This window comes from Nonomuraea sp. NPDC059007 (assembly GCF_042740555.1).
In the GTDB taxonomy this organism is placed as follows: domain Bacteria; phylum Actinomycetota; class Actinomycetes; order Streptosporangiales; family Streptosporangiaceae; genus Nonomuraea.
Window position 1 is genome coordinate 50,174 of record NZ_JBHYJD010000005.1, and the last position, 26,616, is coordinate 76,789.

General features: G+C 72.8%; 26 protein-coding genes. 11 read left to right on the plus strand and 15 right to left on the minus strand.

What is annotated here, in order from left to right; genetic code table 11:
* The first annotated feature begins 20 nt into the window (after positions 1-20).
* A complete protein-coding gene (locus ACFWY5_RS09565; RefSeq protein WP_379611725.1) occupies positions 21-866 on the plus strand; it encodes a deoxyribonuclease IV in 846 nt (281 codons plus the stop codon).
* On the opposite strand, the gene ACFWY5_RS09570 is transcribed toward ACFWY5_RS09565, so the two are convergent.
* Positions 863-1,912, minus strand: a complete 1,050-nt coding sequence (locus ACFWY5_RS09570) for a LacI family DNA-binding transcriptional regulator (protein ID WP_379631051.1) — start codon at positions 1,910-1,912, stop codon at positions 863-865. The genes ACFWY5_RS09565 and ACFWY5_RS09570 overlap by 4 nt on opposite strands.
* 61 nt (positions 1,913-1,973) lie before the next feature.
* Between ACFWY5_RS09570 and ACFWY5_RS09575 the strand changes: the two genes are divergently transcribed.
* Complete coding sequence (locus ACFWY5_RS09575; RefSeq protein ID WP_379611723.1) at positions 1,974-2,162, plus strand: hypothetical protein; 189 nt, start codon at positions 1,974-1,976, stop codon at positions 2,160-2,162.
* A gap of 1 nt (position 2,163) precedes the next feature.
* On the opposite strand, the gene ACFWY5_RS09580 is transcribed toward ACFWY5_RS09575, so the two are convergent.
* Positions 2,164-3,366, minus strand: coding sequence for a PucR family transcriptional regulator (locus tag ACFWY5_RS09580; protein ID WP_379631053.1), 1,203 nt, complete (start codon positions 3,364-3,366; stop codon positions 2,164-2,166).
* Between the two features lie 89 nt (positions 3,367-3,455).
* Here ACFWY5_RS09580 and ureA point away from each other — a divergent pair, with 89 nt between their 5' ends.
* Genes ureA through ACFWY5_RS09600 form a run of 4 tightly spaced genes read left to right on the plus strand, consistent with a single transcriptional unit; the run spans position 3,456 to position 8,642 of the window.
* A complete protein-coding gene (gene ureA, locus ACFWY5_RS09585) occupies positions 3,456-4,019 on the plus strand; it encodes an urease subunit gamma (RefSeq protein WP_379631055.1) in 564 nt (187 codons plus the stop codon).
* Positions 4,016-5,746: an urease subunit alpha gene (locus ACFWY5_RS09590; RefSeq protein WP_379631057.1), complete on the plus strand. Its 1,731-nt coding sequence runs from the start codon at positions 4,016-4,018 to the stop codon at positions 5,744-5,746. The genes ureA and ACFWY5_RS09590 overlap by 4 nt, the downstream gene beginning before the upstream one ends.
* A gap of 11 nt (positions 5,747-5,757) precedes the next feature.
* On the plus strand, positions 5,758-7,035 hold the full coding sequence (locus tag ACFWY5_RS09595; protein WP_379611718.1) for an MFS transporter: 1,278 nt from the start codon (positions 5,758-5,760) through the stop codon (positions 7,033-7,035).
* Positions 7,035-8,642: an amidohydrolase gene (locus ACFWY5_RS09600; protein ID WP_379631059.1), complete on the plus strand. Its 1,608-nt coding sequence runs from the start codon at positions 7,035-7,037 to the stop codon at positions 8,640-8,642. Before ACFWY5_RS09595 ends, ACFWY5_RS09600 begins: the two co-directional genes overlap by 1 nt.
* A gap of 85 nt (positions 8,643-8,727) precedes the next feature.
* Here ACFWY5_RS09600 and ACFWY5_RS09605 read toward each other — a convergent pair whose 3' ends face one another.
* Positions 8,728-10,059, minus strand: a complete 1,332-nt coding sequence (locus tag ACFWY5_RS09605) for an aminotransferase class I/II-fold pyridoxal phosphate-dependent enzyme (RefSeq protein WP_379611716.1) — start codon at positions 10,057-10,059, stop codon at positions 8,728-8,730.
* A 37-nt stretch (positions 10,060-10,096) separates the two neighbouring features.
* Here ACFWY5_RS09605 and ACFWY5_RS09610 point away from each other — a divergent pair, with 37 nt between their 5' ends.
* Positions 10,097-10,723 (plus strand): FMN-binding negative transcriptional regulator, encoded by a 627-nt coding sequence (locus tag ACFWY5_RS09610; RefSeq protein WP_379611715.1) that lies wholly within the window; start codon positions 10,097-10,099, stop codon positions 10,721-10,723.
* A 39-nt stretch (positions 10,724-10,762) separates the two neighbouring features.
* Here ACFWY5_RS09610 and ACFWY5_RS09615 read toward each other — a convergent pair whose 3' ends face one another.
* Entirely contained in the window at positions 10,763-11,278 is a 516-nt protein-coding gene (locus tag ACFWY5_RS09615) for a hypothetical protein (RefSeq protein WP_379631061.1), read from the minus strand.
* Between the two features lie 137 nt (positions 11,279-11,415).
* On the opposite strand from ACFWY5_RS09615, the gene ACFWY5_RS09620 reads away from it, so the two are divergent.
* Positions 11,416-12,081 carry a sensor domain-containing protein gene (locus ACFWY5_RS09620; RefSeq protein ID WP_379611711.1) on the plus strand — a complete coding sequence of 222 codons (666 nt, stop codon included), beginning with the start codon at positions 11,416-11,418 and terminating at the stop codon, positions 12,079-12,081.
* 150 nt (positions 12,082-12,231) lie between these two features.
* Here ACFWY5_RS09620 and ACFWY5_RS09625 read toward each other — a convergent pair whose 3' ends face one another.
* Positions 12,232-13,107 carry an AraC family transcriptional regulator gene (locus ACFWY5_RS09625; RefSeq protein WP_379611710.1) on the minus strand — a complete coding sequence of 292 codons (876 nt, stop codon included), beginning with the start codon at positions 13,105-13,107 and terminating at the stop codon, positions 12,232-12,234.
* A gap of 84 nt (positions 13,108-13,191) precedes the next feature.
* On the opposite strand from ACFWY5_RS09625, the gene ACFWY5_RS09630 reads away from it, so the two are divergent.
* On the plus strand, positions 13,192-14,082 hold the full coding sequence (locus ACFWY5_RS09630; protein WP_379631063.1) for a phytanoyl-CoA dioxygenase family protein: 891 nt from the start codon (positions 13,192-13,194) through the stop codon (positions 14,080-14,082).
* 7 nt (positions 14,083-14,089) lie between these two features.
* Here the strand turns inward: ACFWY5_RS09630 and ACFWY5_RS09635 are convergent, their stop codons facing one another.
* The 4 genes from ACFWY5_RS09635 to ACFWY5_RS09650 form a co-directional block, all read right to left on the minus strand.
* Entirely contained in the window at positions 14,090-15,547 is a 1,458-nt protein-coding gene (locus ACFWY5_RS09635) for a serine hydrolase domain-containing protein (RefSeq protein ID WP_379611708.1), read from the minus strand.
* Between the two features lie 35 nt (positions 15,548-15,582).
* Positions 15,583-16,275, minus strand: coding sequence for a response regulator (locus ACFWY5_RS09640; protein ID WP_379631065.1), 693 nt, complete (start codon positions 16,273-16,275; stop codon positions 15,583-15,585).
* Positions 16,272-17,432, minus strand: a complete 1,161-nt coding sequence (locus tag ACFWY5_RS09645; RefSeq protein WP_379631067.1) for a sensor histidine kinase — start codon at positions 17,430-17,432, stop codon at positions 16,272-16,274. Before ACFWY5_RS09645 ends, ACFWY5_RS09640 begins: the two co-directional genes overlap by 4 nt.
* Positions 17,433-17,540: 108 nt before the next feature.
* Positions 17,541-18,104: a TetR/AcrR family transcriptional regulator gene (locus tag ACFWY5_RS09650; protein ID WP_379611705.1), complete on the minus strand. Its 564-nt coding sequence runs from the start codon at positions 18,102-18,104 to the stop codon at positions 17,541-17,543.
* An 87-nt stretch (positions 18,105-18,191) separates the two neighbouring features.
* Here ACFWY5_RS09650 and ACFWY5_RS09655 point away from each other — a divergent pair, with 87 nt between their 5' ends.
* The gene (locus ACFWY5_RS09655) at positions 18,192-19,043 is read left to right on the plus strand and encodes an NAD(P)-dependent oxidoreductase (RefSeq protein WP_379631069.1); all 852 of its coding nucleotides are present in this window, start codon (positions 18,192-18,194) and stop codon (positions 19,041-19,043) included.
* Between the two features lie 316 nt (positions 19,044-19,359).
* Here ACFWY5_RS09655 and ACFWY5_RS09660 read toward each other — a convergent pair whose 3' ends face one another.
* The 5 genes from ACFWY5_RS09660 to ACFWY5_RS09680 form a co-directional block, all read right to left on the minus strand.
* Positions 19,360-20,823, minus strand: coding sequence for a cation acetate symporter (locus ACFWY5_RS09660; RefSeq protein WP_379611703.1), 1,464 nt, complete (start codon positions 20,821-20,823; stop codon positions 19,360-19,362).
* Positions 20,820-21,146, minus strand: coding sequence for a hypothetical protein (locus tag ACFWY5_RS09665; protein WP_379631071.1), 327 nt, complete (start codon positions 21,144-21,146; stop codon positions 20,820-20,822). Before ACFWY5_RS09665 ends, ACFWY5_RS09660 begins: the two co-directional genes overlap by 4 nt.
* Positions 21,143-21,880: a LytR/AlgR family response regulator transcription factor gene (locus tag ACFWY5_RS09670; protein WP_379611701.1), complete on the minus strand. Its 738-nt coding sequence runs from the start codon at positions 21,878-21,880 to the stop codon at positions 21,143-21,145. The genes ACFWY5_RS09665 and ACFWY5_RS09670 overlap by 4 nt, the downstream gene beginning before the upstream one ends.
* Positions 21,881-21,946: 66 nt before the next feature.
* Entirely contained in the window at positions 21,947-23,086 is a 1,140-nt protein-coding gene (locus ACFWY5_RS09675; protein ID WP_379631073.1) for a sensor histidine kinase, read from the minus strand.
* A 44-nt stretch (positions 23,087-23,130) separates the two neighbouring features.
* The gene (locus ACFWY5_RS09680) at positions 23,131-23,733 is read right to left on the minus strand and encodes a sulfite oxidase-like oxidoreductase (protein WP_379631075.1); all 603 of its coding nucleotides are present in this window, start codon (positions 23,731-23,733) and stop codon (positions 23,131-23,133) included.
* Positions 23,734-23,944: 211 nt separating this feature from the next.
* Here ACFWY5_RS09680 and aroF point away from each other — a divergent pair, with 211 nt between their 5' ends.
* The gene (gene aroF / locus ACFWY5_RS09685) at positions 23,945-24,973 is read left to right on the plus strand and encodes a 3-deoxy-7-phosphoheptulonate synthase (protein WP_379611697.1); all 1,029 of its coding nucleotides are present in this window, start codon (positions 23,945-23,947) and stop codon (positions 24,971-24,973) included.
* A gap of 390 nt (positions 24,974-25,363) precedes the next feature.
* Here the strand turns inward: aroF and thiI are convergent, their stop codons facing one another.
* Positions 25,364-26,581 (minus strand): tRNA uracil 4-sulfurtransferase ThiI, encoded by a 1,218-nt coding sequence (gene thiI, locus ACFWY5_RS09690; RefSeq protein WP_379611696.1) that lies wholly within the window; start codon positions 26,579-26,581, stop codon positions 25,364-25,366.
* Between the last annotated feature and the right edge of the window lie 35 nt (positions 26,582-26,616).

The following is a 26,616-nucleotide window of genomic DNA, read 5'->3' on the forward strand; positions in this document are numbered from 1 at the left end:
GCGATAGACTGGACGCCATCATGACTCCCACTTCACTCATCGGCGGGCACGTCTCCGTCGCGGGCGGCCTGGCCACCGGCGGCCTGAAGTTCATGGCCGACATCGGCGCCGAGATGATGCAGGTCTTCGTCACCAACCCGCGCTCGTGGGCGCTGACCGAGCGCAAGCCCGACGAGGACGCCAAGCTCGCCGAGTCGGGAGTGGAGAGCTTCATCCACATCCCCTACCTGGTCAACTTCGGCTCGCCCAACCCCGACACGCTCGCCAACTCCGTCGAGCTGACCCGCTACACGCTGCGGCGCGGGGTCGAGACGGGCGCCAAGGGCGTGGTCGTGCACACCGGCTCGGCGGTCACGCAGCCGCGCGAGGCCGCGATGGCGCAGTTGCACGAGCACCTGCTGCCGCTCCTGGAGGAGATCCCCGACGGCGGCCCCGACCTGCTGCTGGAGCCGATGGCCGGGCAGGGCGCGATGTTGTGCGCGACGGTCCAGGACCTGGAGCCCTACCTCGCGGCGCTCGACTGGCATCCGAAGGCGGGCATCTGCTTCGACACCTGCCACGCCTTCGCCGCCGGGCACGACCTGGCCAAGGAGGGCGGCGTCACCGAGACCCTCGACGCGCTGCACAAGATCGCGCCGGGCCGGTTGAAGCTGGTCCACGCCAACGACTCCAAGGACGTCTGCGGCTCCAAGAAGGACCGCCACGAGAAGATCGGCCAGGGCGAGATCGGGCTGGCCGCCTTCGGCGAGCTTTTCCGGCACGACATCGTGGCCGGGGTCCCGGTCTGCATCGAGACGCCGGGCAAGCCGCCGGAGTACCGCATCGACATCCAGGCGCTCAAGGACCTGCGCGACGCCCCGAGCTAGGCCGGGGCCGCGGCGGTGCTGTTCCTGACGTGCAGTTCGTGCGGGAGCAGCAGCCGCTCGGGCCGCGGGTCGCCCGACAGGAGCAACCGGCCCGCGGTCTGGCCGGCGAGCTGGCTGTGCTGCCTGACCGACGTGAGGTCCGCCTCCTCCGCGGCGCTGTCGGAGAAGCCGACCACCGACAGCTCGCCGGGCACCTTCAGGCCCGCCTCCGCCGCCGCGTCCAGCACGCCGAGCGCCAGCACGTCGGTGTTGCACAGCACCGCCGTGGGCCGGGGTGAGCGGGCCAGCAGCGCCCGGCCGGCCTCGCGGCCCGCCTCGCGCTCGTTGCCCACCACCTCGTAGACCGGCACGTCGGCCCAGTCGACTCCCCCGGCCTCGAAGGCGGCGCGGTAGCCGAGGACCCGGTTGCGCATGGCCTGGAAGACCGCGCTCTCCTGCCGCTCGATGTCGGCCCAGCCGTGGCGGCCGTCCTGGTGGAGCCCGACGACGGCCAGCCCGACCCGCCGGTGCCCGAGGTCGAGCAGATGCCGCGCGGCGGATCCGGCCGCCGCCAGTTCGTCGATTCCCACGAACGGCACGCCCTCCACGAACGGCTCGTCCACCATCACCGTCGGCAGCCGCCTGGCCAGCACGGCGTCGAGCGCCGCGTGCCCGTCGGGCAGCGAGAACACGCAGAAGGCGTCCACCACGGCGTCGCGCACCAGCTCGGTACGTTCGACGCCGCGCGGCTGCTGCAGGATGAGCAGCCCGACCGCGGCCTCCTCGGCCGCGACCGCCAGCCCCTGCAGGAAGCCGATCGCGTATGGGTCGGCGAAGGCGTAGGGCAGCGTCTCGGTGAAGATCAGGCCCAGCGCCCCCGCCCTGCCGAGTCTCAGGGATCGCGCGGTCGGGTTGGGGCCGGCGTACCCGAGCTCGTCGGCCACCCGCAGGATGCGCTCGCGCAACTCGGCGCTGAGCTGGTCCGGGCGGGAGAAGGCGTACGAGACCGTGGCGCGCGAGACGCCCACGCGGTCCGCGATCGTCTGCAGGGTCACTCGCTCGGTCATCCACACACCCTAGCGAACGGCTTCTTAATCAGTTAAGCTCTTAATGGATTAAGGAGGCAACATGGATGCCATGCAAGTGCTCGCCCACCAGACGGCGATGGGGTATGAGGACGGCCTTCGCACCGCGCTGCCCGACGCCCCGCGACAGCCCGGCCGAGACGTCGAACGCGTCAGGGCCCGGCTGGCCCGCACCCTGCGCCGCACCGCCGACCACCTGGACCCGGCCCCGGCCAGGACGGTCACCGAGTAGGTCAGAACGTGGCCGCGCGCAGGGCCAGCGCGATCACCGCGGCGTCCTCGGGGGCGCGGACGTCGCGGCCGGTCAGGTCCTTGAAGCGGGCGAAACGGTGCTGGATGGTGTTGCGGTGGCAGTACAGGGCGGCGGCGGTGGCGGCGATCGCCCCGTCGCCCGCCAGGTGCACGCGGACCGTCTCCAGGAGCCGTTCCCGCTCGGCCGCGCCCACCGCGTAGAGAGGGCCGAGGACCCGGGCGGCCAGTTCGGCCGACAGCTCGGGGTTGTGGGCGGTGAAGACCTCCAGCCAGCTGTCCTCCAGGCGGACCGGGCCGCCCTCCGGCGCCGAGGCGCGGGCGGTCGCGGCGGCCAGCCGTACGGCGTGGGGGATTCTCGCCAGGCCCGCCACCTCGGGCGAGACGCCACAGGGGACGCCCGCCAGCGCGTCGAGCACCACGCGTTCCGCCCCGCCCGCGCGGGCCGGAAGCTGGACGACGAGGATGTCGCCGGTCGGCGCGTCGTGGCGGTGCAGGCGCAGGCCGAGCGAGCTCAGCGTGGAGACCGCCGCCCGGAGCGAGGCGCCCGCGGCGGGGTCGGCGAGCGATGACGACGGCGCGGAGCCGGAGCGGAGCGGGCCCGTGCTGCCGTCGGTGACGACGGCGACGAACGCGGCCGAGGTGTCGAAGCCGAGGACCCGTCCGGCGTCGCGCACCACGTCGGGGTTGCGGCCGTCGTTGTCCAGCAGCCGGGCGAACCACGTGCGCCGCTGGTCCTCGCGCTGGCGGCCCATCTCCAGCACCGCCCGCTGGTAGCCGGTCATGAGGCCGGTGTTGTGCTGCTCGACCGCCTCCCATACCAGGTTCGCCGAGATCAGCAGGCCGGGCAGGTCGTCCGGTTCGGCCTGGGCGATGAGGCCGTGCCACAGCACCTTCGCGTCCAGCCGCGCCGCGGCCAGCAGCGACTCCAGGGGCACGCCCTGCCCCGCCCGGCGCTCGCCCATGCCCTCCGAATGCGGCGCGAGCTCCTCCGGCGTACGCCCGTCGGCCAGCACGCGCAGGATCAGCGCGAACCCCACCCGCGCCCCCGCCCGCACCTCCTCGGGCGGCACGAGCCCGCGCGCGTAGGGCTCGATGGCCATCACCTCGGGCAGCCAGGCGTCGATGAGGTCGTCGTAGCCGCTCAGGCATCGCGTGGCCAGCCGCGAGACGACATCGTTGGTCATATGCACAATCTAACGCGTTGTTTACGCGCCGTATCACCGTTGGCCACCTCCGTGACCTGGGCTTACGGTGGCCGCAAGGGAGGAAGCACGTGCATCTGACGCCTCGTGAGCAGGAGCGGCTCACCATCTTCACGCTCGCGGAGCTCGCCCGCCGCCGCCGTGCCCGCGGCCGCCCGCTCAACGCGCCCGAGTCCATCGCCCTCATCTGCGACGAGATCCTGGAGCTCGCCTGGGACGGCCTGTCCCTGGAGGAGGTCATCGCCGGGGCGAAGGCCGTACTGGACGAGGGCGAGGTCATGGACGGTGTGGCCGCGCTCGTCACGCACGTCCAGGTCGAGGCGCTCTTCCCGAACGGCACCGCGCTGGTCGCCGTCGACGCCCCCATCGGCCCGGCCCGCGAGGGCGGACCCGGCGCGGTGCGGACCGCCGCCGAGCCCGTCGCGATCAACCCCGGCCGCCCGCGCGCCAGGCTGCGGGTGACCAACGAGGGCGCGCGCACGGTCTTCGTCTCGTCGCACTTCCCGCTCGGGGAGGTCAACGCGGCGCTGACCTTCGACCGCGACCCATCCGGCCTGCGCCTGGACATCCCAGCCGGTACGGCTACCGCGTTCCGCCCCGGCGAGAGCGTCGACGTGGAGGTGATCGAGTCATGACCACACCCGGAATCGACCGCGAGACCTACAACGCGATCTACGGCCCCACCACCGGCGACCGGATCCGCCTGGGCGACACGAGCCTGTGGGCCGAGGTCGAGCACGACGACGTGCCGCACGGCGACGAACTGCTCGGCGGCTGCGGCAAGACGCTGCGCGACGGCCTGCTGGCCCGCCCGCGCGGCGACCGGGAGTCGGCGCTGGACCTGGTCGTGGCCGGGGTGGTGCTGATCGACCCGGTGCTCGGGGTGCGCAAGACGCACATCGGGGTCAAGGACGGGCGGGTCGTGCCGTTCCAGGGTGCGATCATCGACTCGCACACCGCGATCGTGCCGGGCGAGGGCCTGATCGCGACGCCGGGCATCGTGGACTCGCACGTGCACCTGTCCTCTCCCCAGATCGCCCCGGCGGCGCTGGCCTCGGGCGTCACGACCGTGGTCGGCATGGGGCTCGGCGGGGTGTGGGACGTCGGCGTGAACCCGGCGCGCAACCTGCACATGCTCATGTCCGCCTGGCGCGGGACCGCGCTGAACGTCGCCTTCCTGGCCCGCGGCTCCTCCAGCTCGCGGCAGCTTCTGGAGGAGGCGGTGCTGGCGGGCGCCGGAGGCTTCAAGATCCACGAGGACTTCGGGGCGACGCCGCGCATCATCGACACCTGTCTCGGGGTAGCCGAGGACGCCGACCTGCCGGTGGCGCTGCACTCCGACTCGATGAACGAGTCGGGGTACCTGGCCGACACGATCTCGGCGACGCGCGGGCGGACCGTGCACGCGTACCACGTGGAGGGGGGTGGCGGGCATCCCGACCTGCTGGAGATCCTCAGCGAGCCGCACGTGCTGCCGTCCTCGACGACGCCGACGATCCCGTACACGACGAACACGGTCGGCGAGCTGTTCCCGATGACGATGACCGTGCACCGGCAGAACCACCACATCGGCAGCGACGTCGAGGTGACCAGGAGCCGGGTGCGCGCGCACGGCATCGCGGCCGAGAACGTCCTGCACGACCTGGGCGCGATCAGCATCGTGAACTCCGACTCGATGGGCATGGGCCGCGTGGCCGAAACGGTGCGCCGTACCTGGCAGCTCGCCCACCTGCACGAACTGCGCGAGCTCGCGGCGATCGGCGCCGCCGGGCCCGGCGGCGGGCCGGTGGGCGGGCGCGGCGGGGGGCCGGCGGGCGGGCGCGGCGGGGGGTCGCGGAGTGCCAATGAGCGGATTTTGCGGTATCTGGCCAAGCTGACGGTGAATCCGGCGCTGGCCCACGGGATGGCGCACGAGGTGGGCACGCTGCTGCCGGGGCGGCTGGCCGACATCGTGCTGTGGCATCCGGCGTGGTTCGGGGCGAAGCCGGAGCTGGTCATCAAGTCCGGATTTGTCGCCCATGGGGTGTCCGGCAGCGGGTCCGGCTCCACGCGGCTGACCCAGCCCCGCGTGTACCGCGACTACTTCGGCGGCCTCGGCGACGCGCCCGCGCGGCTGTCGCGGATCTTCGTCGCCCACGACGCCCTCGACGCCGCCGACACCAGGGACGCGCTCCCCCGCGGGCTCCGGTACGCGGCGGTCAAGAACGCGCGCGGCCTCACCCGCGCCGACATGTACCGAAATATCGCGACGCCGTCGGTGGTGGTGCCCCGCGAGCCCGGACCCGTCCTCGTGGACGGCGCCGAGGTGAGCATGGACCCCGCCACCCAGGTGCCGCTGGCCCAACTCCACCACTTCGCCTAGGAACCCCCCTCATGAGCAATCCCCGTGGCGCCGGAATCGCGTCCTTCGTCGGAACCTCCATCGAGTGGTACGACTTCTACATCTACGGCACCGCCGCCGCGCTGGTCTTCGGCAGGCTGTTCTTCCCCGAGGCCAGCCCGACCGCGGGAGTGATGGCGTCCTTCGCCACGTTCTGGGTGGGTTTCCTGGCCAGGCCGCTGGGCGGCGTGATCTTCGGCCACCTCGGCGACCGGATCGGCCGCAAGGGCACGCTCGTCGCGACGCTGCTGCTCATGGGCGGTGCCACCACGCTGGTCGGCGTGCTGCCCACCTACGCCTCCATCGGCATCCTGGCCCCGATCCTGCTGGCCACGCTCCGCTTCGTGCAGGGCATCGCCGTCGGCGGTGAGTGGGGCGGCGCCGTCCTCATCGCCGCCGAGCACGCCGGTCCGAAGCGCATCTTCTACGCCGCCTTCGCCCAGCAGGGCTCCCCCGCCGGATCCATCCTGGCCACCGGCGTGTTCGCCCTGGTCAGCCTCATGCCGGAGGACGCCTTCCTGTCCTACGGCTGGCGTATCCCGTTCCTGATGTCGGCCGTCCTGGTCATCGTCGGCCTGGTCATCCGGCTGCGGGTGGAGGAGTCGCCGGAGTTCGTGCGGATGCGCGAGAAGCGCGAGGTCGTGAAGCTCCCCGTCGCCGAGGTCTTCCGCACGTCGTGGCCGCTCGTCCTGCTCGGCATCGGCGCCAGCGGCGTCGGCATCGCCTCCGCCTACTTCACCAACACCTTCATCCTGTCCTGGGCCACCACCGACCTGGGCATCACCAAGAGCACCATGCTCAACGTGCTGCTGATCGTCTCGGTCACCCAGTTCGTCACCCAGCCGATCGGCGCGGTACTCGGCCAGCGGATGGGCGCGGCCAAGTACATGCTGATCGCGTTCACCGCGCTGATCGTGTGCACGCCGGTCACGTTCCTGATGGTCGGCACCGGCTCGCCGGCGTGGGCCACGATCGGCCTCGCGCTCAGCGTCGTCTTCAGCGGTTCCTCCTACGCCGCGCTGGCCGGCTTCCTGGCCGACGCCTTCCCCGCCCGGGTCCGCTACACCGGCATCTCGCTGGCCTACCAGCTGTGCGGGGCGCTGATCGGCGGCACCACGCCCATGATCGCCCAGGCGCTGCTCAGCTCGACCGGGACGATCTGGGCGGTCGTCGGCCAGTACCTGGTCGTCATCCTGCTCACCATGGCCTGCGTGCTTGCCCTGAGCCGCCGCTCGGCCGGCCGCCCGGCTCCTTCTCCTGTGGAGGTGTGATGCGCCTCGACGCGCTCTACGTCAACGGCCGGTTCACCACGCTGGATCCCGACCGGCCGTCGGCCTCCCGGCTCGGCGTGTTCGGCGGCCGGATCGCCGGGCTGGACGAGGAACTCGACGGGCTCACCGCCGAGCGGGTGGTGGATCTGGGCGGGCGGCCCGCCGTACCCGGGTTCAACGACGCCCACCACCACCTCAGCATGCGCGGCCAGCGGCTGCGCGAGCTGGACCTGCGGGTCGGCACGCTCGACGAGCTCTACGCGCTCGTGGCCGCGCGCGCGGCCGAGCTGCCGCGGGAGGCGTGGGTACGCGGCGCGGGCTACGACCAGAACAAGCTCGGCGCGCACCCGGAGCGCGAGGCGCTCGACCGCGCGGCCGGCGGGCGGCCCGTCTGGCTGCAGCACAACTCCGGCCACATGGGCGTGGCCAGCACCGCCGCGTTCGCGCTGATGGGCTTTCCCGGCCTGGACGTACCGGACGTGCCCGGCGGTTCGGTCGGCCGCGGCCCGGACGGCCGGCCCGACGGGCTGCTGACCGAGCAGGCGCAGGACCTGGCGCACCGGGTGCTGCGGCCGGTGGCGCAGGAGGAGTTCGTGGAGGGCATCGGCCTGGCCTCGCGGGTCGCGGCGGCGGAGGGGCTGACCAGCTTCGCCGAGCCCGGCGTCGGCAGGGGGCTGGCCGGGAACGGCCCGCTCGACGTGGCCGCGTTCCAGGAGGCGCGGCGCCGCGGGCTGCTGCTCCAGCGCGCCGTCCTGATGCCGGGCTCGCCCAACCTGCACGAGGTCGGCGACGGTTTCGGCCTCGATCTCGGCATCGGTCCCGGTCTGGGCGACGAGCGGCTGCGCCTGGGGCCGGTGAAGGTCTTCTCCGACGGCTCGCTGATCGGGCGTACCGCCGCCATGTGCTGCGACTACGCCGGCGAGCCGGGCAACCGCGGCTTCCTGCAGGAGGAGGCCGAGGCGCTGCACACGTTCATCCTGCGCGCCCACCGGGCCGGGTGGCAGGTGGCCGCGCACGCCATCGGCGACCGCGCCGTCGACGTGGTCCTGGACGCCTACGCCGAGGCCCAGTCGCGCTGGCCCAGGGCCGACGCCCGCCACCGCATCGAGCACTGCGCAGTCACCAGCCCCGCGCAGGTGGCCAGGATCGCCGCGCTCGGCGTCATCCCGGTGCCGCAGGGGCGGTTCATCTCGGAGATCGGCGACGGAATGCTCGCCGCCCTGGGACCTGAGCGGTCGGCCGGGTGCTACCGGCAGCGTTCGTTCCTGGAGGCCGGGATCGTGCTGCCGGGCAGCTCCGACTGCCCCGTGGTCGAGGGGGCGCCGCTGCTGGGCATCCACGACCTGGTCAACCAGCGGACCTCGGGCGGGCGGCCGTTCAACCCGGGCGAGGCGCTGACCGCGGAGCAGGCCCTGCGCGCCTACACCTCGGGCTCGGCGTACGCGGTCTTCGACGAGCACCTCAAGGGGACCCTGACGCGGGGCAAGCTGGCCGACTTCGCGGTCCTGTCCGACGACCTGCTGGCGGTGGCGCCGCAGACCATCAGGGACATCGCGGTACTGGCCACCGTGATCGGCGGCGAACCGGTCCACGACCTGCTCGGCTGAGCCGGGGCGTCAGGCGTAACGGCCCTGCGTGGCGGGTAGGACGGCTCAGCCATAAGGCCCCCCTGCGTGGCCGGGGGAGGGCAGCTCAGCCGTAACGGCCCTGTATGGTGGGTTGGACGGCGGCGGCGAGGGCGGACGCCACGGTGGGGATCTCCTCCGGCGCCAGCGAGGCCACCGTGACGCGGATCGCGGGCGGGGTGGCGAGGCGGTTGCGGGCCCCGGGGGCGGCGGCCCAGCCGCGGGCGAGCAGGCCGGTGATGGCGGTGGTCTCGTCGGCGACGGGGATCCAGACGTTGAGGCCGCTGCGGCCGTGTGCGGGGATGCCGTACCCGGCCAGGGCGGTGATGAGGGCCTGGCGGCGCGCGGTGTAGGCGGCCGCGACCCTCGGGGTGGAGACGGCGCCGGTCTGCCAGAGGTGGGCGACGGTGCGCTGCAGGAGGTGGCTGACCCAGCCCGCGGCCAGCCGCTGGCGGCCGCGCAGGCGGTCGACCGTCTGGGCGTCGCCGGTGACGACGGCCAGGCGCAGGTCGGGGCCGTGGGACTTGGCGGTGGAGCGGGTCAGGATCCAGTGGGCGGTGGTCCCGGTCAGCGTGTGGATGGGCAGGTTCGCCAGTCCCGCGGCGTGGTCGTCCTCGATGAGCAGGACCTGCGGGTACGCCGCCAGGAGGGGGCGCAGGGCGGCGGCGCGCCCGGCCGATATGGCGGCTCCGGTGGGGTTCTGGGCGCGGGCGGTGACGATGACCGCCCGTACGCCCGCGGCCAGGGCGCGCTCCAGCCCGGCGGCGCCGGGGCCGTCGTCGTCGACCGGCACCGGGACCGGGCGCAGGCCCAGGGCGGTGACGAGGTCGAGGGCGGGCGACCAGCCGGGGTCCTCCACGGCCACGGCGTCGCCCGGCCGCAGGCGCATGGTCAGCACGCGCTCCACCGCGTCCAGCGTGCCCGAGGTGACGGCCGGGCGGGCGGCGTCGCGGATGCCGTCGGCTTCGAAGGCCGCGGCGGCGTGGGCCACGAGGTCGGGGAGGTCGGCGGTGCCGTACAGGGCGGGGCCGGCGGCGTGGGCGCGGGCGGCGGCGGCCAGGGCCTCGGTGAGGTCGGGCAGCAGCGCGGGGTCGGGGTTGCCGCGCGACAGGTCGCGGACGCCGGGCGGGACGTGGATGCGGATGTCCTCGCGGGCGGTGCTGGCCGGGCGGGGCCGGACGCGCGAGCCGCGGCGGCCGGCGGTCTCCACGATGCCGCGCTCGCGCAGGAGGCGGTAGGCGGCGGCGGCGGTGTTGGCGTTGACGCCGGTCCTGGCGGCGAGCTCACGCACCGTCGGGAGGGCCGCGCCGGGCGCGAGCGCGCCCTCGGCCACGGCCGCCTCGATGCCGGCGGCGATCTCGCTGGCCGTCCCGCCGGCAAACGTGTAGCTTACTAGCACAAAGTCTATTTTGTATTAGTACAAAGGGATTTTCAAGATGCTGATCCATCCTTGGGACGCCGCCCGCGGCGAGGACGAGTGGCACGAGTGGCTGCGCGGGCGCGACTTCGGCCTGCTGGCGGCCAACGGGGTGGACGGCGGGCCGCCGGTGGTCGTCCCCTCGCACTTCCTGTTCGACGGCGGGCGGGAGGTACGCCTGCACCTGGCCAGGCCGAACCCGATCTGGGCGGCGCTGGAGGCCGACCCGCAGGTGACGCTGACCGTCGCCGACGACTACGCCTACATCCCCTCCACCTGGCGCGCCCCCGTGGACGGCGTGCCGACCAGCTACTACGCCGCCGTCCAGCTCATCTGCCGGGCCGAGATCCTGGACGGGCGGGAGGACAAGGCCGAGATCCTGCGCCGCCAGCTCGCCCACCACCAGCCCGGCGGCGGCCACGGCACGATGTCGGCGACCGAGGGGCCGTACCACAAGATGCTCTCGGCCATCCGCGGCCTGCGGCTGGAGGTCGTCGAGGCGCGGGCGAAGTTCAAGTACGACAGCCACAAGCCGGCCGAGCTCCGGGAGCGGGTGGCCGGCCACCTCGCCGCCCGTGACCAGGTTCGCGACGCCGGGGCACGGGCCCAGGTGCTACGCCGCCTCGCCGCCGGGGCGGGCGGCTGAGCCGTCCTCAGTTGGTGGGGCCGGCGGCTGAGCCGTACCTCATCCGGCGACGGGACGGCGGCGCGCGACGGGCAGGAGCGTGCGGTCGGCACCCCTGGTCGCCCAGAGGGCGACCGCGATGAACAGCACCTGCTCGGGCGTGCGGAACCACAGCGGCGTGGCCTCGTCACCGGCGAACGAGACCCCCGCCAGCGCTGCGTGGACGTTGGCCGGGAACATCGCCACGAACAGCGCCGCGAGCGCGAACCCGGCCGCCCAGCGGGTACGGGCGAGCACGAGCCCGGCGGCCCCGAGCAGTTCCAGCACCCCGGTCAGGTAGACGACGGCGCTCGGGAACGGGACGAACGGCGGCACCATCGCCACCATGTCGGCGTGTCCGGGCATCGGCAGCGGCGAACCCGCGGGCACGAAGTGCGCGCTCGCGGTGACCACGAGCAGCACGGCCATCCCGTGCGCCGCGCAGACCGGCCACGACGCGAACCTGCCCACTCCGAGCGCCCCCAGCAGGCGGAATCCCAGCACGGCGACCACGAGCACGATGACGGTGAGAAACATGACCCCTCCACGTGGATAGCGTTTCATTAGATAGTACAGCTATCTAATGAACTTTGCCAAGGGTAGGGACAGCCCTACCCCCACGACGCCGGTACGCAGGGTCGTCGCGCCCCCGCCCGCTCCGTAGCGTCTTTGCCATGAGAACCCTCCAGCACCGCATCACCACCGACACCCGCTATGTCCTGACCGGCTTCCCGGTCACCGTCATCGCCTTCGTCCTGGTCGTCGTGGGTGTGGCGGCAGGTCTGGGCGGCGCCGTGGCCTTCGTCGGCCTCCCGGTGCTCGCCGCGACCGCGTTCCTGGCCAGGAAGTTCGCCGACGCCGAGCGGGCCGCCCTGCCCGGCGTCGTCGGCCGGCCGTTGGCTCGGCCCGAGTACCCGGCCGCCCCGGCGGGCGCGGGCTGGTTCCGCCGCACGATGACCCCGATCGCGAACGGCCAGGCCTTCCTCGACCTGCTGCACGCGATCGTGGCGCTGCCGTTCGCGATCGTCTCTTTCGTCCTGACGGCCGTGTGGTGGACCGGCGCGATCGCCGGGCTGACCTTCCCGATCTACGGCTGGGCGCTGGCCAAGATCCCCGGGCTCGACGGCGGCCTGCCGGCGCTGCTCGGGCTGGGTGACGGCGACGGCGTCTTCGTCGCCTTCAACACCGCGGCCGGCCTGCTGTTCGCGCTGACGCTCCCGGCGGCCGTGCGGATCGCGGCGATGATCAAGGCGAACCTGGCCGAGGCCCTGCTCACCCGTCCGGCCCCGCAGCCGCAGGCGGTCCGCCGCTCCTACGAGGAGAGCGTGCTCGCCGCGTGAGCGCTCTTCCCGGGCCGTCGCCGCATCACGCGGCGGCGGCCCTTGTCCTTGCCGCCGGTTCCTCAACGCTCGGCATCGCCGGGGTGTCAGAGGGGGCGGCCCGTGGGAGGTGCGAGCCGAGGCGTGGGTCCATGCGGCATCGGCGTACCGTCAGGCCGGCCGGGGGCGGGCGTCCTCCGGCGGGGACTGCTCACGGAAGGCCTGCTCGCGGAAGGCCGTCGGTGACATTCCCGCCCGCTGGGTGAACACGCGGGTGAAGTAGGCGTGGCCGGCGTACCCGACCCTGCGGGCGATGGCGCCCACGGGCAGGTCGGTGTCGGCGAGCATCACCTTCGCACGGTCCAGGCGGTGCCGGGTGAGGTAGCCGATCGGGGTGTCCCCGGTGACGGCGCGGACCGCCGCGATCAGCGTGTCACGCGAAACGGCCAGTTCCCGGGCCACCTCGCCGATCCGCACCGGGCGCTCCAGATCGGCGGTGAGCAGCGCGATCGCCCGGTGGCCCAGCGGCGAGGCGGGCGCCCGGTCCGCCGGGAGCCCGCGTCCCGGGCCGACGGCGTGGATCACCGTGTGGAGCGCCGCGCCGAGTTCGACGTGGTCGGGCAGGGTGGTGGCCCGTCCGGCCAGCTCGACCAGCCGGGCCATCGCCGCCTCCACCGCGGCGGGATCGGCCACCTCCACGGCCGCCACTCCCCCGCCGAGGTAGCCGAGGTTCTCGTAGCCGCCGGCGCCCGGTCCTTCGAACAGCACCCAGTGCTCGTCCCAGGTCCCGCCCGAGGGCCCGTACGTGTGCCGGACTCCGGGTGGGAGCCAGAAGAAGGTGCCGGGCCCGACCCGGTGCCGTCCGGGGCGGTCGTGCAGGACGAGATGCCCGGTGCCCGCCGTGACCAGGACCCCGGCGTACCCCGTCAGCGCCTGCCGGGGCCGGGGCCGGCCCTGGCCCAGGATGGTGCCGGCTCCGGTGACGGCCAGGCCGAGGGCTCTGACGCCCTCGGGCGGGGTCCGGTAGTGGGCGATCTGCTCCGGCACTCCCACCCACCTCCCGACAAAAGTGCAAACGGATCCGGAAACACTGCATACCATGGCGGCCGCCCGTGCCCTGAACATGGGGTCATGTTCCGCACCGCGACCGCACCGGTATCGACAGATGTCCTGACCTCCAACGGCCACCGGCTCGATCCGAGCCCGCGGCGGCTCGGCCGGCTCGAGCCCGTCCGCCCCGCCGAACGCCACGACCGGGCCGCGTTGCGGCACCGGCTGGCCCGCGACGGCTACCTGTTCCTGCCGGGTTTCCTCGACCGTGCGGAGATCCTGGAGTTCCGCCGCTACTACTTCGCGGCCCTGGAGGGGACGGGCGTCACCGAGCCGGGCAGCGACCCCCGGCTCGGCAGGGCCGGCCGCGGCGAGCTCGACCGCGCGGCGATGCGCCGCGTGCTGTTTCGCGACATCGTCCCCGGCGCCGAGTACGAGGCGTTGTGCCGCCACCCCCGGATCGCCGGCTTCTACCGGTGGCTGCTGGACACCGAGGAGGTGCACCTGCACCGCAGGAAGCTGATCCGGCACATCGGACCGGGCGAGACGGGTGTCGGCACCGCCACCCAGGCCCACTACGACCTGGTCTACCTGCGCGAGGGCACCGACAAGGTGCTGTCGTCGTGGATTCCGCTCGGTGACTGCCCCGTCGAGCGCGGGCCGCTCATCTATCTGGAGGGCAGTCACCACCGCGTCCTCGCCGAGGAGGCCGCGGGCACGCTCCGGCGTCCCGCCGCCTCGATCACCGCGGACCTGCCCGCGCTGGCCGAGGAGTACGACGCCCGCTGGCTCGTCACCGGCTTCCGGGCCGGCGACATGATGGTGCACGGCGCGCACCTCATCCACGCCTCCCTGGACAACGTCGACCCGGCGGGAATGGTCCGCCTGTCCACCGACATCCGCTACCAGTCGGCCACCGAGGTCGTCGACCCGCGCTGGCAGAACCACTGGGACGCCGACGACGGGCTCTAGGCTCCGGTCAGGTGTTCGCCATCGCCGGCCGTACCGCTGAGGAGGCCGCCCGAACGGCGCGGCGGTAGCGCAGGAGGCGGCGGCCGAGCGCGACCGCCCCGAGCACGCAGCAGACCAGGCCGAAGATCGCCAGCAACGGCAGCAGCCAGACGGTGACGATCCAGTACTGGAGGTTGACCGCCCCCCAGACCAGCATCGGCAGCAGCGCGCCCGCCACGATCACCAGGGCGAGGGGCACGAGCCGCAGGACCAGCAACGGCCGGCGCGCCAGGCGGCGGCGCGAGGCCCAGCGGCGCGCCCGGACGATCGCGGTGATCAGCAGCGCGGCCATCACCACCGTGAGCCCGAGCAAGACGGCGTTCACGACGGTCAGCGGGTTGCTCATCGGCGTCGCCGGGGCCCCGATCCGTTCGGCGAGAAGGTTGGCCGAGAGCACGCCGGGATCGCCGGCGCTGTTGGTGAGGACGAGGGCGGCCTTGCCGGTCTTGGGCGAGAAGACCATGTCCCCGGTCCACGTGGCCAGCGTTCCGCCGTGGCCGATCACCGACGGCGGGGCGCCTGCCGCGACGGGGCGCGACTGCCAGCCGAGGGCGTAGTGGCCGGCCTTCGGCTGGACGGTGTGCAGCTCGGCCAGGGAGGCGGCGCTCAGCAGGCCGGCCCCGAAGGTTCCCTGGTTGAACCGGACCCAGCGCACCATGTCGTCCAGGGTCGAGATCACCCCGCCGTTGCCGGCGCACGTCCCCGGCATCTCCGGCGCCGCGACGGCGACCCCCAGCACGACCTGGTACGCGGACGGCAGCCCCTCGGCGGCATCGGAACACCCCAGCGTCGAGCTGGTGGCGGTCATGCCCAGCGGCGTGAACAGCTCGGCGTGCAGGAAGGAGCCGAAGGACCTGCCCGACACCACCTCGACGATCCTCGCCGCGATCGAGTAGTTGGTGTTGTGGTACTCCGGGCGGGTGCCCGGATCGGCGGCCAGCCGCTTGCCGGCCAGCCTGGACACGATCTCCCGCGGGCTACGCGGCGGAGGGAACACGTACTCGTTGTTCGTGCTGTTCGACAGCCCCGAGGTGTGGCTGAGGAGCTGACGCACGGTGATCCCGGTGAAGCGCGGGTCGGCCATCGTGAAGCCGGGCAGGAGCTTGACGACCGGGTCGTTCAGGGAGAGGCGGTCGTCGTCGGCCAGCAGCATGATCGCGGCGGCCGTCATCGACTTGCTCATCGACGCGATCCGGAACCGGGTCCGCGCCGACACCGCGTTGCCGTCCCCGTCCCTGCCGCGGACGATCGTCTCGACCGACGACCCGTCGATCACGGCCGCGGCGACGCCCGGCGTGCCGTAGACCGAGCGGTAGTCGTCGACCAGCCGTTCGGCGGTGGCGTGGGCCGGTGCCGTCCAGCCGAGCAGCACGGCGACGAGCACACCGCAGAAGGCGAGCATGGAGGACACCCGAGGAAAACGCACGACGTCGAACCTAGATCGGGCGCCTCCGGCGGGCCTCACCCCGAGGGGTGAATCCCGTGCCGCCCTTCAGGATGGAATTCGTGGCGGGCGACGAGCCCGTTCTCGTAGGCGTGGATCACCGCGTGCACGCGGTCGCGCAGGTCCAGTTTCTGCAGGACGGCGCGGACGTGGGACTTCACGGTGTTCTCGCTCAGCACCAGTTCCGCGCAGATCTCGCTGTTGGACCTGCCGCGGGCCAGCAGGCCGAAGATCTCGACCTCGCGCGGGGTGAGGCCGGCCAGAGCCTTCGCCCTTCGCATCGGCACCTGCCGTACGAGATCGAGGATCGTCGCGGCCACCCCCGGGGCCAGCGCCGACGTCCCGGAGGCGACGTCGCACACGGCCTGGGCCAGGGCGGCGGGGCGGACGTCCTTGGTCAGGTAGCCGCTCGCGCCGACCCGGATGGCGGCCACGACCAGTTCGTCGTCGTCGAACGTCGTCAGCATGAGCACCCGGGTCTCCGGTGCGATCCTGACGATCTCCGCGGTGGCGGCGACCCCGTCCATGCGGGGCATGCGGATGTCCATCAGCACCACGTCGAGGCGGTGGCGCCGGACGACCTCGATCGCTTCGGCGCCGTTCCCGACGTCGTTGGTGACCTCGATGCGCTCGTCGGCCGACAGCACCGTGCGGAGCGAGGCCCGCAGCAACTCCTGGTCGTCGACGAGCATGACGCGGATCCCCGTCATACCCCCTCCTTCGTGGGGAGCCGCGCCCGCAGCACCCATCCGTCGTCCCCGGCGCCGATCGACAGGGTGCCGCCGGCGGTACGCACACGTTCCTCGATCCCCAGCAGGCCGGTCCCCTGGCCGCCGGTGTCGCGACGCGCCCTGCCGCCGTCGTCGCGCACCTCCACCGTCACCTCGGCCGGGCTCCAGCGCAGGTGAACGGTCACCTTGACCGGTGGTTCAAGGTGGCGCAGCGCGTTGGTGATGCCCTCCTGCACGGTACGGACCGCCGCGACCTCGGCGCTCAGGCTCAGCGGCCGTCGCTCGCCCGCCTCGGCGAACGTCACCGCGTGGAGCGGGCTCGCCGCAGAGGCCACGAGGTCGGGGAGGGCGTCGAGCGAGATCGGGGCCTGCCCGCGCGGCGCCGCGGTGGCCGGGCCCAAGGTGGCCAGCATCGCCCGCAGGCCCTGGTGGGCGTCCCGGCCGGCCTCGGCGATGTCGCCGAGCTCGCTGCGGGTCGCCGGATCCGCCGTCGTCACCGCCGCTGCCTCGATCCGGGCGACCATGACGGTGACCGTGTGGGCGATGACGTCGTGCAGGTCGCGGCGGATGCTGGCCCGTTCGTCCGCGACCGCCGCGGCCAGCCGTTCGCTCTCGGCTCGGCGGCGTGACTCGTGCCTGCGGCGTACCAGAAGGGCCGCGAGCCACACACCGCCGACCACGAGCATCAGCAGCCCGCCCTCGGACAGGCGCGTCCACCCGGGAACGCCAGAGGGCAGCCGGGACCACGCCACCAGCTCGTTGAGAACGATCCCGAGCGCGGCGACGGCCAACGCGAGCACCGAGGACCTGACCGGAACCTGGCCGGTCAGCCGCCACAACGTCAGGGGGAAGAACACGGCCGAGGGCAGCATGACCGGTGACCAGCCCGGGAAGGGCAGCAGCACCAGGACGAGCATGCCCAGCGCGCCGATCGCATACCCCGCCCACGGCCGCCGGCGGGCCTCCACCGCTCCCCCATGGAGCAGGACGGCGGCGCCCGCCGCGGCGAGGATCTGCCACAGGTCCGCGCCGAAGTACCGGGCGGCCGCCAGGACGATCACTGTCAGGAGAGCCAGGACCACGTGCGCCGCCACCGTCGTCGCCGGCCATGTGCTCCGGCGCTGGGCGGCTGTCACGGTCGCCGCCTCCCGGTGGGCTCGTGGTGGGGAGCCGTACCTGGCTCGACGTGCCACAGGATAGCCAGCGGCGGGCGGTCCCACCGCCACGAACCCGCCGATGAGCTCTCAGCGGTAGGACGCGATGAGCCGGGCCAGGTGGCGGCCCGCGATGCGCAGCGGCTCCTCGCTCTCGGCGACCTGCGCGGCCATCTCGGCCCCCTCCAGCGTGCTGATCACCGTGTGCGCGAGCTCGTGGGCGACGTCCTCGGGGAAGCCGCTACGGCGCAGCTTGCCGCCGACCAGCTCCCGCCAGGCGGCGAACTCCTCCTCCGCGGCCCGCTGGATCTCGGGTGCCCTGCCGGTGCTCTCCAGCGCGGTGATGACGATGGGGCAGCCGTCCAGCCATTGGGAGGCGCGCAGCCCCTCCGCCAGTTCGTCGGCGCAGGCGGCGATCGCCACGGCCGGGTCGTCCTCGCGCTCCAGCGCTTCCCGCAGCATGCCGGCGAACTCCTGGCCGCCGTGCCGCAGGGCCGCGATCGCCAGTTCGCTCTTGCCTCCGGGGAAGAAGTGGTAGACCGAGCCGAGCGTGGCCTCGGCCTCCTGGGAGATCTGCTTGAGGCCCGTGGCCGCGTACCCCTGCCGCTGCATCAGGCGGGCGGTCGAGCGGACGATGCGCTCCTTGGTCTTCATGACTCCGCATTCTATTGGATAGAGCGTTCATTCTAGTGCCGTGCTACAGTCCGTCGCTAGATAGAACGTTCATTCTAGGGAGTACGCATGTCCGTCACCGTCATCGGCCTCGGCCCTATGGGCCACGCGATGGCCGCCGCCTACCTGGACAAGGGCTACGACGTCACCGTCTGGAACCGCACCGCCCGCAAGGCCGGCGACCTGGTCGCCCGCGGGGCGCGCCTGGCCCCGAGCGTGGAGGCGGCGCTCCGGGCCAACGAGCTCGTGGTGCTGAGCCTGACCGGCTACGACGCCGTCTACGCCGTACTGGAGCAGGCGCCGGAGGCGCTGGCCGGCCGTACCGTGGTCAATCTGACCTCCGACACGCCCGACCAGGCGCGGACGGCGGCCGAGTGGGTGGCCGGGCACGGCGGGACGCAGATCACCGGGGGCGTGCAGACGCCGCCACCCGGCATCGGCGCGCCCGGCACCTCGACGTACTACAGCGGCCCCGCCGGCGCCGTGGAAACCCACCGGGCCGCCCTCGAAGCGCTCACCGGGATCGACTACCTGGGCGAGGACCCCGGCCTGGCCGCCCTGTACTACCAGATCGGCATCGACATGTTCTGGACCGGGCTCGTGGGCTACCTGCACGGGCAGACGGTGGCGCGGGCGTACGGGGTTTCGGCGCGGCAGTTCCGGGAGCATGCGGTCAAGTCGATGGACTTCCGGTACTTCGTGGAGCTCTACGCGCCCCGGATCGACGCGGGCGACCACTCCGGGGACATGGAGAACCTGGGGATGGCGGCGGCGAGCCTGGAACACGTGGTGCGCACGGCCGAGGCCGCGGGGGTGGACGTCGCGATCCCGCGGGCCATGCTGGACACCTTCCGCCGCGGCATCGCGGCCGGTCACGGCCGGGACAGTCTCACCCGCCTCGCCGACGTCCTGCGGGGGTGATGTGAGGGGGCGCCCGCTCGCGCGATCCGGCCGCCCCCGTTAGGCCGGATCGCGGTCCGTTTTCCGCGGCTCAGCGGGCGCCCCTCCACATTCCGGCCGCGGGCCCCACCCCCCGGTCGAGGGCCCGACCGCCGTGGTGACCTCGTGGTCACCGGTGAATCCGCCACATCAGGCCTGTGTGAGCCTTCCGGCTCGTCCCCCCCGATGCGGCGGTGCGGCTTCGATGCGGGCAACACTACGGTTGCGATCTTGTGGGCGAAACCCCGTTTACGGACAGCTCGTTGAACGGTCTGTAGTCATCGATATACGGAGCGTGTCAAGAGGCTGAACGGTCACCCTCGCGCGACGAACGGTCGATCAAGGGGCCCGCAGCCGGCTCGGGAAGGTGCATCCGCGCCATCATCGCCGCCACCCCGGCCGGGATCCGACCGGGCGTGAGCAGGGAAATCATGACCATCACGGCGAAAGCCAGCGGCACGCCGGCGGCCGGCGGGACGAAGGGCTTCACGCCCACCCATTCCAGCCCCACAAGCACCGCCGTCAAGCCCCCGCCCGTCGCGAACCCCGCGACGGCGCCCGGCGCGGTCAGGCGCCGCCACCAGATGCCCAGCACCAGCAGCGGGCAGAACGTGGCCGCCGACAGGCTGAAGGCGGCGAGCACCAGCTCCACCGACCCGACGGGGACGGTCGTCGCGGTCAGCACCAGGGCGGCCACCGTCACCCCGGCCAGCGAGGTACGGAACGAGCGCACCCCGGGTCGTGCCACACAGGCCGACACCGCCCCCGACACCGCCCCGAGCACCCCGCACGACGTCGCGAGGAACGCCGCGAAGGCGCCCGCCGACAGCACCCCGGTCAGCATGTTCCCGACGACCCCGGGCAGCATCCGGGACGGCAGCAGCAGCACGACCTCCTCGCCCCCCGCCCCGGGAAAATGCACATGCGCGAGAATTCCATATAAGGGAGGCACCACGGCGAACACCCCGAGTAACACCTGCGCCGCCACGATCGCCCGGCGCGCCCCGCGCCCGTCCGGGGCGGCGTAGACCCGGACCACGACGTGCGGCAGCCCCATGGTCCCGAGCGCGCAGGCCAGCAACACCGTCAGCACGCCGGGCAACGACTGGTCGCCAGAGCCGTACCCGCCGGAAAGGCCTTCCACGGGCACCTGGCCGCAATGCCACGTGCACCACAACGCCAGCCCCACGCCGAGGAAGGCGACCAGCTTCACCCAGAACTGCGAGGCCTGCACGCTCGTGACGCTGCCCATGCCACCGGCCAGCGCCACGCAGGCGGCGGTGCCGGCGACCGCCGCCCAGCCGGCCCACGGGGGCAGCCCGGTCAGCAGCCGCGTGACGACCCCGGCCGCCTGGAACTGCGCCACGAGGAACAACAGCCCGATCCCCAGCACCCAGCACGTGGTGAAGCGCCGCAGCCGCGCCGAGCCCAGCCGCCATTCGGCGAAGTCGGGCAGCGTGAACGTCCCGGACCTGCGCAGCGGCGCGACCACCAGCGCCAGCACCACCACGAACCCCGCCGCCGCCCCCACCGGGTACCACAGCATCGGCGCCCCGTGCGTGGCGATGAGCCCGGCCAGCCCCAGGCAGACGGCGGCCCCGGTGAACTCGGCGCCGATGGCCGCGCCGTTGCGCCACGGCCGCACCGCCCGCGCCGCCACGTAGAACTCCGTCACGCTGAGGTAGCGGCGCGGCCGCACGGTGCCCACCGTCACGGCGAGGACGAGCACGACGGCGATCCCGGCCAGCGCCGCGACGGTCACGGTCCCGCTCGTTCGGCCTGTTCGGCATGCCGCAGATGGCGTACGGCCAGCAGCACCCACACCGGCTGGACCCCCACCGACAGCGCCACCCACCAGCGCACGTCGGCGAACCCGGCGGCCAGCACCGGCGCCCCGACCAGCACGGCCAGCCCGGCCCCCGCGGTGACGGCGCCCGCCGAGAGCTGGCGGCGCATGGCCGCCCGCGTCTCGGTGTCACGGGAGGCGTCGCGGGAGAGGCCGCGGGAGACGTCGGCGGGCGGCGCCGGATCCAGGCGCCCGACCGCCGCTGGACGCCGCTCGACCAGCACGCGGCGCACGGTCACTGCGCGCTCCGATGCTGGTTGACGAGCTGCTCGCGCACCTGCCTGGTGTGGCGGCGGCTGACGGGCAGCGTCTCGGTGCCGACGGTGAGCATCACCTTGCCGCCCTCGAAGCGCAGCTCGCTGACGTGGCGGGCGGAGACGAGCGTGCTGCGGTGCACGCGGATGAAGCCGGCCCCGGCCCAGCGGCGTTCGAGCGCGGCCAGGGGCATGCGCACGAGGTAGCTGCCGTCGACGGTGTGCAGCCGCACGTAGTCGCCCTTGGCCTCGGCGAACCAGACGGCCTGCTGCGGCACGAACCGGGTACGCCCGCCCAGCTCCACCGGGATGACGTCGTCGGGCCCGCAGTCGTCGGGCGGCGCGGAGACCGCCTCCAGCCTGCGCACGGCCTCGGCCAGCCGGTCGGCGCGCACCGGTTTGAGCAGGTAGTCGACGGCCTGCAGCTCGAAGGCCTGCACGGCGCAGTCGTCGTGCGCGGTGACGAACACCAGGCGCGGCGGGCTGGGGAACCCGCCGATGAGCCGGGCCAGGTCGAGCCCGTCGAGGCCGGGCATGCGGATGTCGAGGAAGACCCCGTCCAGCCGCTCCCCCGCACCGATCATCTGCACCATGTCCTGCAGCGCCGAGACCCCGTCGGCTGCGGTGAGGACCTGCTCCACCCTGCTGTCCCGGCGCAGCAGGTAGGCCAGCTCTTCCAGAGCCGGCACCTCGTCGTCAACGGCCAGAACGCGTAGCATGCCGTCCACGCTGCCGCAAGAACGCCCTGCTCACAAGCGACACGCCTACGTTGAGTAAAGATTTGACTACAAAGAGCTAGGCCGGGTCTTGGGGACGCGCAGCCGTACGCGGGTGCCGGCGCCCGGCGCGGTCTCGACCGCGAGCCCGTAGTCCTCGCCGTAGATCTGGCGCAGCCGCACGTCGACGTTGGCCAGGCCGATGCCGCCGCCCTCGCGGCACGGGCCGTCGTCGAGCACCTGCCTGGCGTGCTCGGGGTCCATGCCGGCGCCGTCGTCCTCGACGGTGATGTGCGCCTCGGGGCCGGCGTCGCGGACCACCACGCGTACCTCGCCCGCGCCGCCGGCGGCGCGCATGCCGTGCTTGATCGCGTTCTCGACGAGGGGCTGCAGGCACAGGAACGGCACCGGCACCGGCAGCACCTCCGGCGACACCTGGACGGTGAAGCGCAGCCGGTCGCCGAACCGGGCGCGCTCCAGCAGCAGGTAGCGGTCGACGCAGGTCAGCTCGTCGGCCAGGGTCGTGAAGTCCTGGGCGCGGCGCAGCGCGTACCGGGAGAAGTCGGCGAAGTCGAGCAGCAGCTCTCGCGCGCGGCCGGGATCGGTGCGCACGAAGGAGGCGATGGTGGTGAGGGCGTTGTAGACGAAGTGCGGCGAGATCTGCGCGCGCAGGGCGCGCATCTCGGCTTCGAGCGCGCGGCGGCGGGAGGTGTCGAGCTCGGCGAGCTCGAGCTGGCCCGAGACCCAGCGGGCGACCTCGGTGACGGTGCGCACGAGCGCCGCGCTCAGCTCCTCGTCGTAGGCGGCCAGCGCGCCGACCACCCGGTCGTCGACGGTGAGCGGCACGACGACCGCGCCGTGCGGCTGACCGGCGAAGACCTCCGCCCGGCCCGAGGTCAGCGCCGCGCGGGCGTGGTCGAGCACCTCGTCCGTGCAGGGCCCGTCCCACGCGAGTGCCGCGTCGGTGGAGGTGATCGCGAGCGCGTGGGTGCCGAGCAGTACGCGCAGATGCCTTACGGCCTTGCGTGCGGACTCCTTCGTGAGCCCGCCCCGCAGGGACGGCGCGGCCAGCGCGGCGATGTGCAGCGTCATGAACGTCGCCTCGTCCTTCCAGCCGCCTTCGGGCAGCTCGGGGCGGCGGCGCGCGACGAGGTAGCCGAGCGCGAATGCCAGGAGGGAGGCGAGCGCCACGGAGGCGGCGATCGACATGCGGCAAACCGTAGCCCGTCACGCGGGGTGTTCGGGCGGAAACGCTACGGTGGCCCCTCCCCCGGCTCCTCTTGATATGAGTAGCGCTGCTCTCGCCACGGATCGGCAACGTTGTGGTAGCCGCGTTCCTCCCAGAAGCCGCGCCGGTCCTCCAGCAGATACTCGATGCTGCGCACCCATTTCACGCTCTTCCAGGCGTAGAGATGGGGGACCACGACGCGCAGCGGGAAGCCCCGGTCGGGGCTGATGGGCTTGTCGTCGAGCTCGGTGGCGAACAGCGTCTCCGGGGCGGTGAAGTCGGAGAGGCGGACGTTGGCGCTGTAGCCGTACTCCGCCCAGATCATCACGTGCGTCACTCCCTCGGCGGGCGGCGCGACGGCGAGAATCTCCTGCGGGCTGACGCCGCGCCACTCGTTCCCCATGATCGAGAACTTGGTGACGCAGTGGAAGTCGGCGAGCACGCCGGTGCGCGGCAGCTTCTCGAACTCCGGCCAGCTGAAGCGGTGCATCTCCCCTGACGCGGTGGCGCCGAAGACGCGGAAGTCCCAGCTGTCGGGCTTGAACTGCGGCACCCGGCCGTAGTGGATGACGGGCCGGCCGCGCGGGACGTACTGGCCTGGGGGCAGGCGCGACTCCTCCTCGTTCATTCGGCCATCCTGTCATCGCCCGGCGTACGGCTCGTCGCCGGGTAGGAGTGCGCTACTATTGCGGCCTATGCGCACCGCATTCATCTTTTGGTATGGCGACGGACCCGTGAGGACCGATCGCCATGTGGCGCTGCGCTAGCAGACACAGACGATCGAAAGGCCCCGGGTCCGTAAGGATCCGGGGCCTTTCGCATGTTCAGAGGAGAAAACCATGGTCATCGTGATGGGCCCCGAGGCCACCCAGGACGACGTCGCCGCGATCGTCGCGGTCGTGCAGGCGGCCGGGGTGGAGGCGTTCGTGAGCCGGGGCGTACGGCGCACGATCGTCGGACTGGTCGGCGACGTGGCCCAGCTCGACCAGGGCAACCTGCGCGGCATGGCCGGGGTGCGGGACGTGATGCGCGTGTCCACGCCGTACAAGCTCGTCAGCCGGGAGAACCATCCCGAACGCTCCACCGTGCACGTGGGCGGGGTGCCGATCGGCCCGGACACGGTGACGCTGATCGCCGGGCCGTGCGCGGTGGAGACGCCGCAGCAGACGCTGGACGCGGCGCTGATGGCCAAGAAGGCCGGGGCGACGTTGCTGCGCGGCGGGGCGTACAAGCCGCGCACCTCCCCGTACGCCTTCCAGGGCCTCGGCGAGGCGGGCCTGCGCATCCTGGCCGACGTGCGCGAGGAGACCGGGCTGCCGGTCGTCACGGAGGTCGTGGACGCCCACGACGTCGAGCTGGTCGCGTCCTACGCAGACATGCTGCAGGTCGGCACCCGCAACGCGCAGAACTTCGCGCTGCTGCAGGCGGTCGGCGCGGCGGGCCGGCCGGTGATGCTGAAGCGCGGCATGAACGCCACGATCGAGGAGTGGCTGATGGCGGCCGAGTACATCGCCCAGCGCGGCAACCTGGACATCGTGCTGTGCGAGCGCGGCATCCGCACGTTCGAGACGGCCACGCGCAACACGCTGGACGTGTCGGCGGTGCCGGTGGCGCAGCGCCTGTCGCACCTGCCGGTCATCGTCGACCCGTCCCACTCGGGCGGCCGCCGCGACCTGGTGCTCCCGCTGACCCGCGCGGCCATCGCGGTGGGCGCCGACGGCGTGATCATCGACGTCCACCCGGCGCCGGAGACAGCCCTCTGCGACGGCCCCCAGGCCCTGGTCGACTCCGACCTCGACGTGCTCGCAGACGTGCTCGCCACCCTCCCCCCGCTCCTGGGCCGCACGGCGTCTGTCGCGCTGTCTTAAAGGCGCTGATCCTTTACGGCCCAGCCGCTGTCCTAAGGGCGCTGATCCTTTACGGCCCAGCCGCTGTCCTAAGGGCGCTGATCCTTTACGGCCCAGCCGCCCCCACCACCACCCGCCGACGCGCGCCGGCGGGTCGGCGGGATCGCTTCTCACGCCGGACGAACGCACCACCGTCACGGGCCTTCGTGAACCACCCGACGGGGCAAGCAAGAACCCGCGACGACCTCGTGGACCCCGCCAGGCAACACACCCCGGAAACCGGCCCGTAGAGATCCCATGGGCCGGCCGGGCGGGGAGCCTTTGGACCGGGTCGCAGAGGTTTTGTGGTGGTCCCGTGGTTCCGGCTGCGAAGGTCTTGTGGGTGGGCCGGGGTTCTTCGTTGGCTGGGGTTCAGGCGGTGGGGCTGACGCCTTCCAGGGTGTATTCCTGGATGGAGTCGGCCAGCTGGACCGCCAGTTCTTCGGCGTCGAGGCGCTTCTCGATCTGCTTCAGGTCCTCGATCTTGGCCCGGGTCTCGGCCCGCTTCGGAGCCAGCAGCGAGCAGCAGTCCTCGTCCGGCAGCTCGGAGATGGCCAGCGTGTCGATCCGGCGCGCCTCCGCCATGATCTCCGTCTTGTCCCAGCCGACCAGCGGCCGCAGGATCGGCAGCTCGACCGCGTGGTCCTGGGCGGTGATGTTGGCGAGGGTCTGGGAGGAGACCTGGCCGAGCGCGTCGCCGGTGATCAGGGCGGCGGCGCGGATGCGGTGGGCGACCTCCTCGGCGGTCTTCAGCATGAGCCGTCGCTGCGCGATGACCGCCAGCCGGTCCTGGCCGGAGTTGCGGATGGACTGCTGCGCCTTGCCGAACGGCACCACCCACAGCCTCGACCCGCCCTGGAAGCGGTCGAGCTTGCGCACCAGCGCGTACGCCTTGTAGATCGACTCGCTCGTCGTGAACGGAATGCCGGAGAAGTGCAGGAAGTCCACGTGCAGGCCGCGGCGCATCATGCGGTAGGCGGCGACGGGCGAGTCGATGCCGCCGGACATGAGCACGAGCGCCCTGCCGCTGGAGCCGACGGGCAGGCCGCCCTGGCCGGGCAGGCCGTCGGTGAACACGAACACCTCGTCGCGGTCGACCTCGATGTGGAGGGTGAGCGCGGGGTTCTTGAGGTCGACGGGCAGGCCGTACTCGTCGTTGATGGCGCCGCCGACCATGCGGTCGAGCTCGTTGGAGCGCAGCGGGAAACGCTTGTCGCGGCGGCGCGAGCGGACGGCGAAGGTGGCCTTGCGGGCCGCCTGCTCGGTGTCGCGGACCAGTTCGAGACCGGCCTTGACGACCGTGTCCGGGTCCTTGGCGACCCGCCAGGCGCGGTGGATCCACACCAGCCCCGGCACGTCGGCGACCCGGGCGGCCACCGCGTCGGCCTGCTCGACGGTGGTGCCGGTGGGCAGGAAGATGGCGATCACGCCGTGCCGCTTGCGCACGTCGACCTTGATGTCGAGCTCGCGCAGCGCGTTGCGGATGTTGCCGATCAGGCGGCGTTCGAACAGCTCGCGGTTCTTGCCCTTGAGGACGATCTCGCCCAGCTTGAGCAGTACGCACGGCTCACCCAGGGCGGTGATCGTCATGGGGGTCCTCCGATATTTCCAGTGCTTTCGACCTA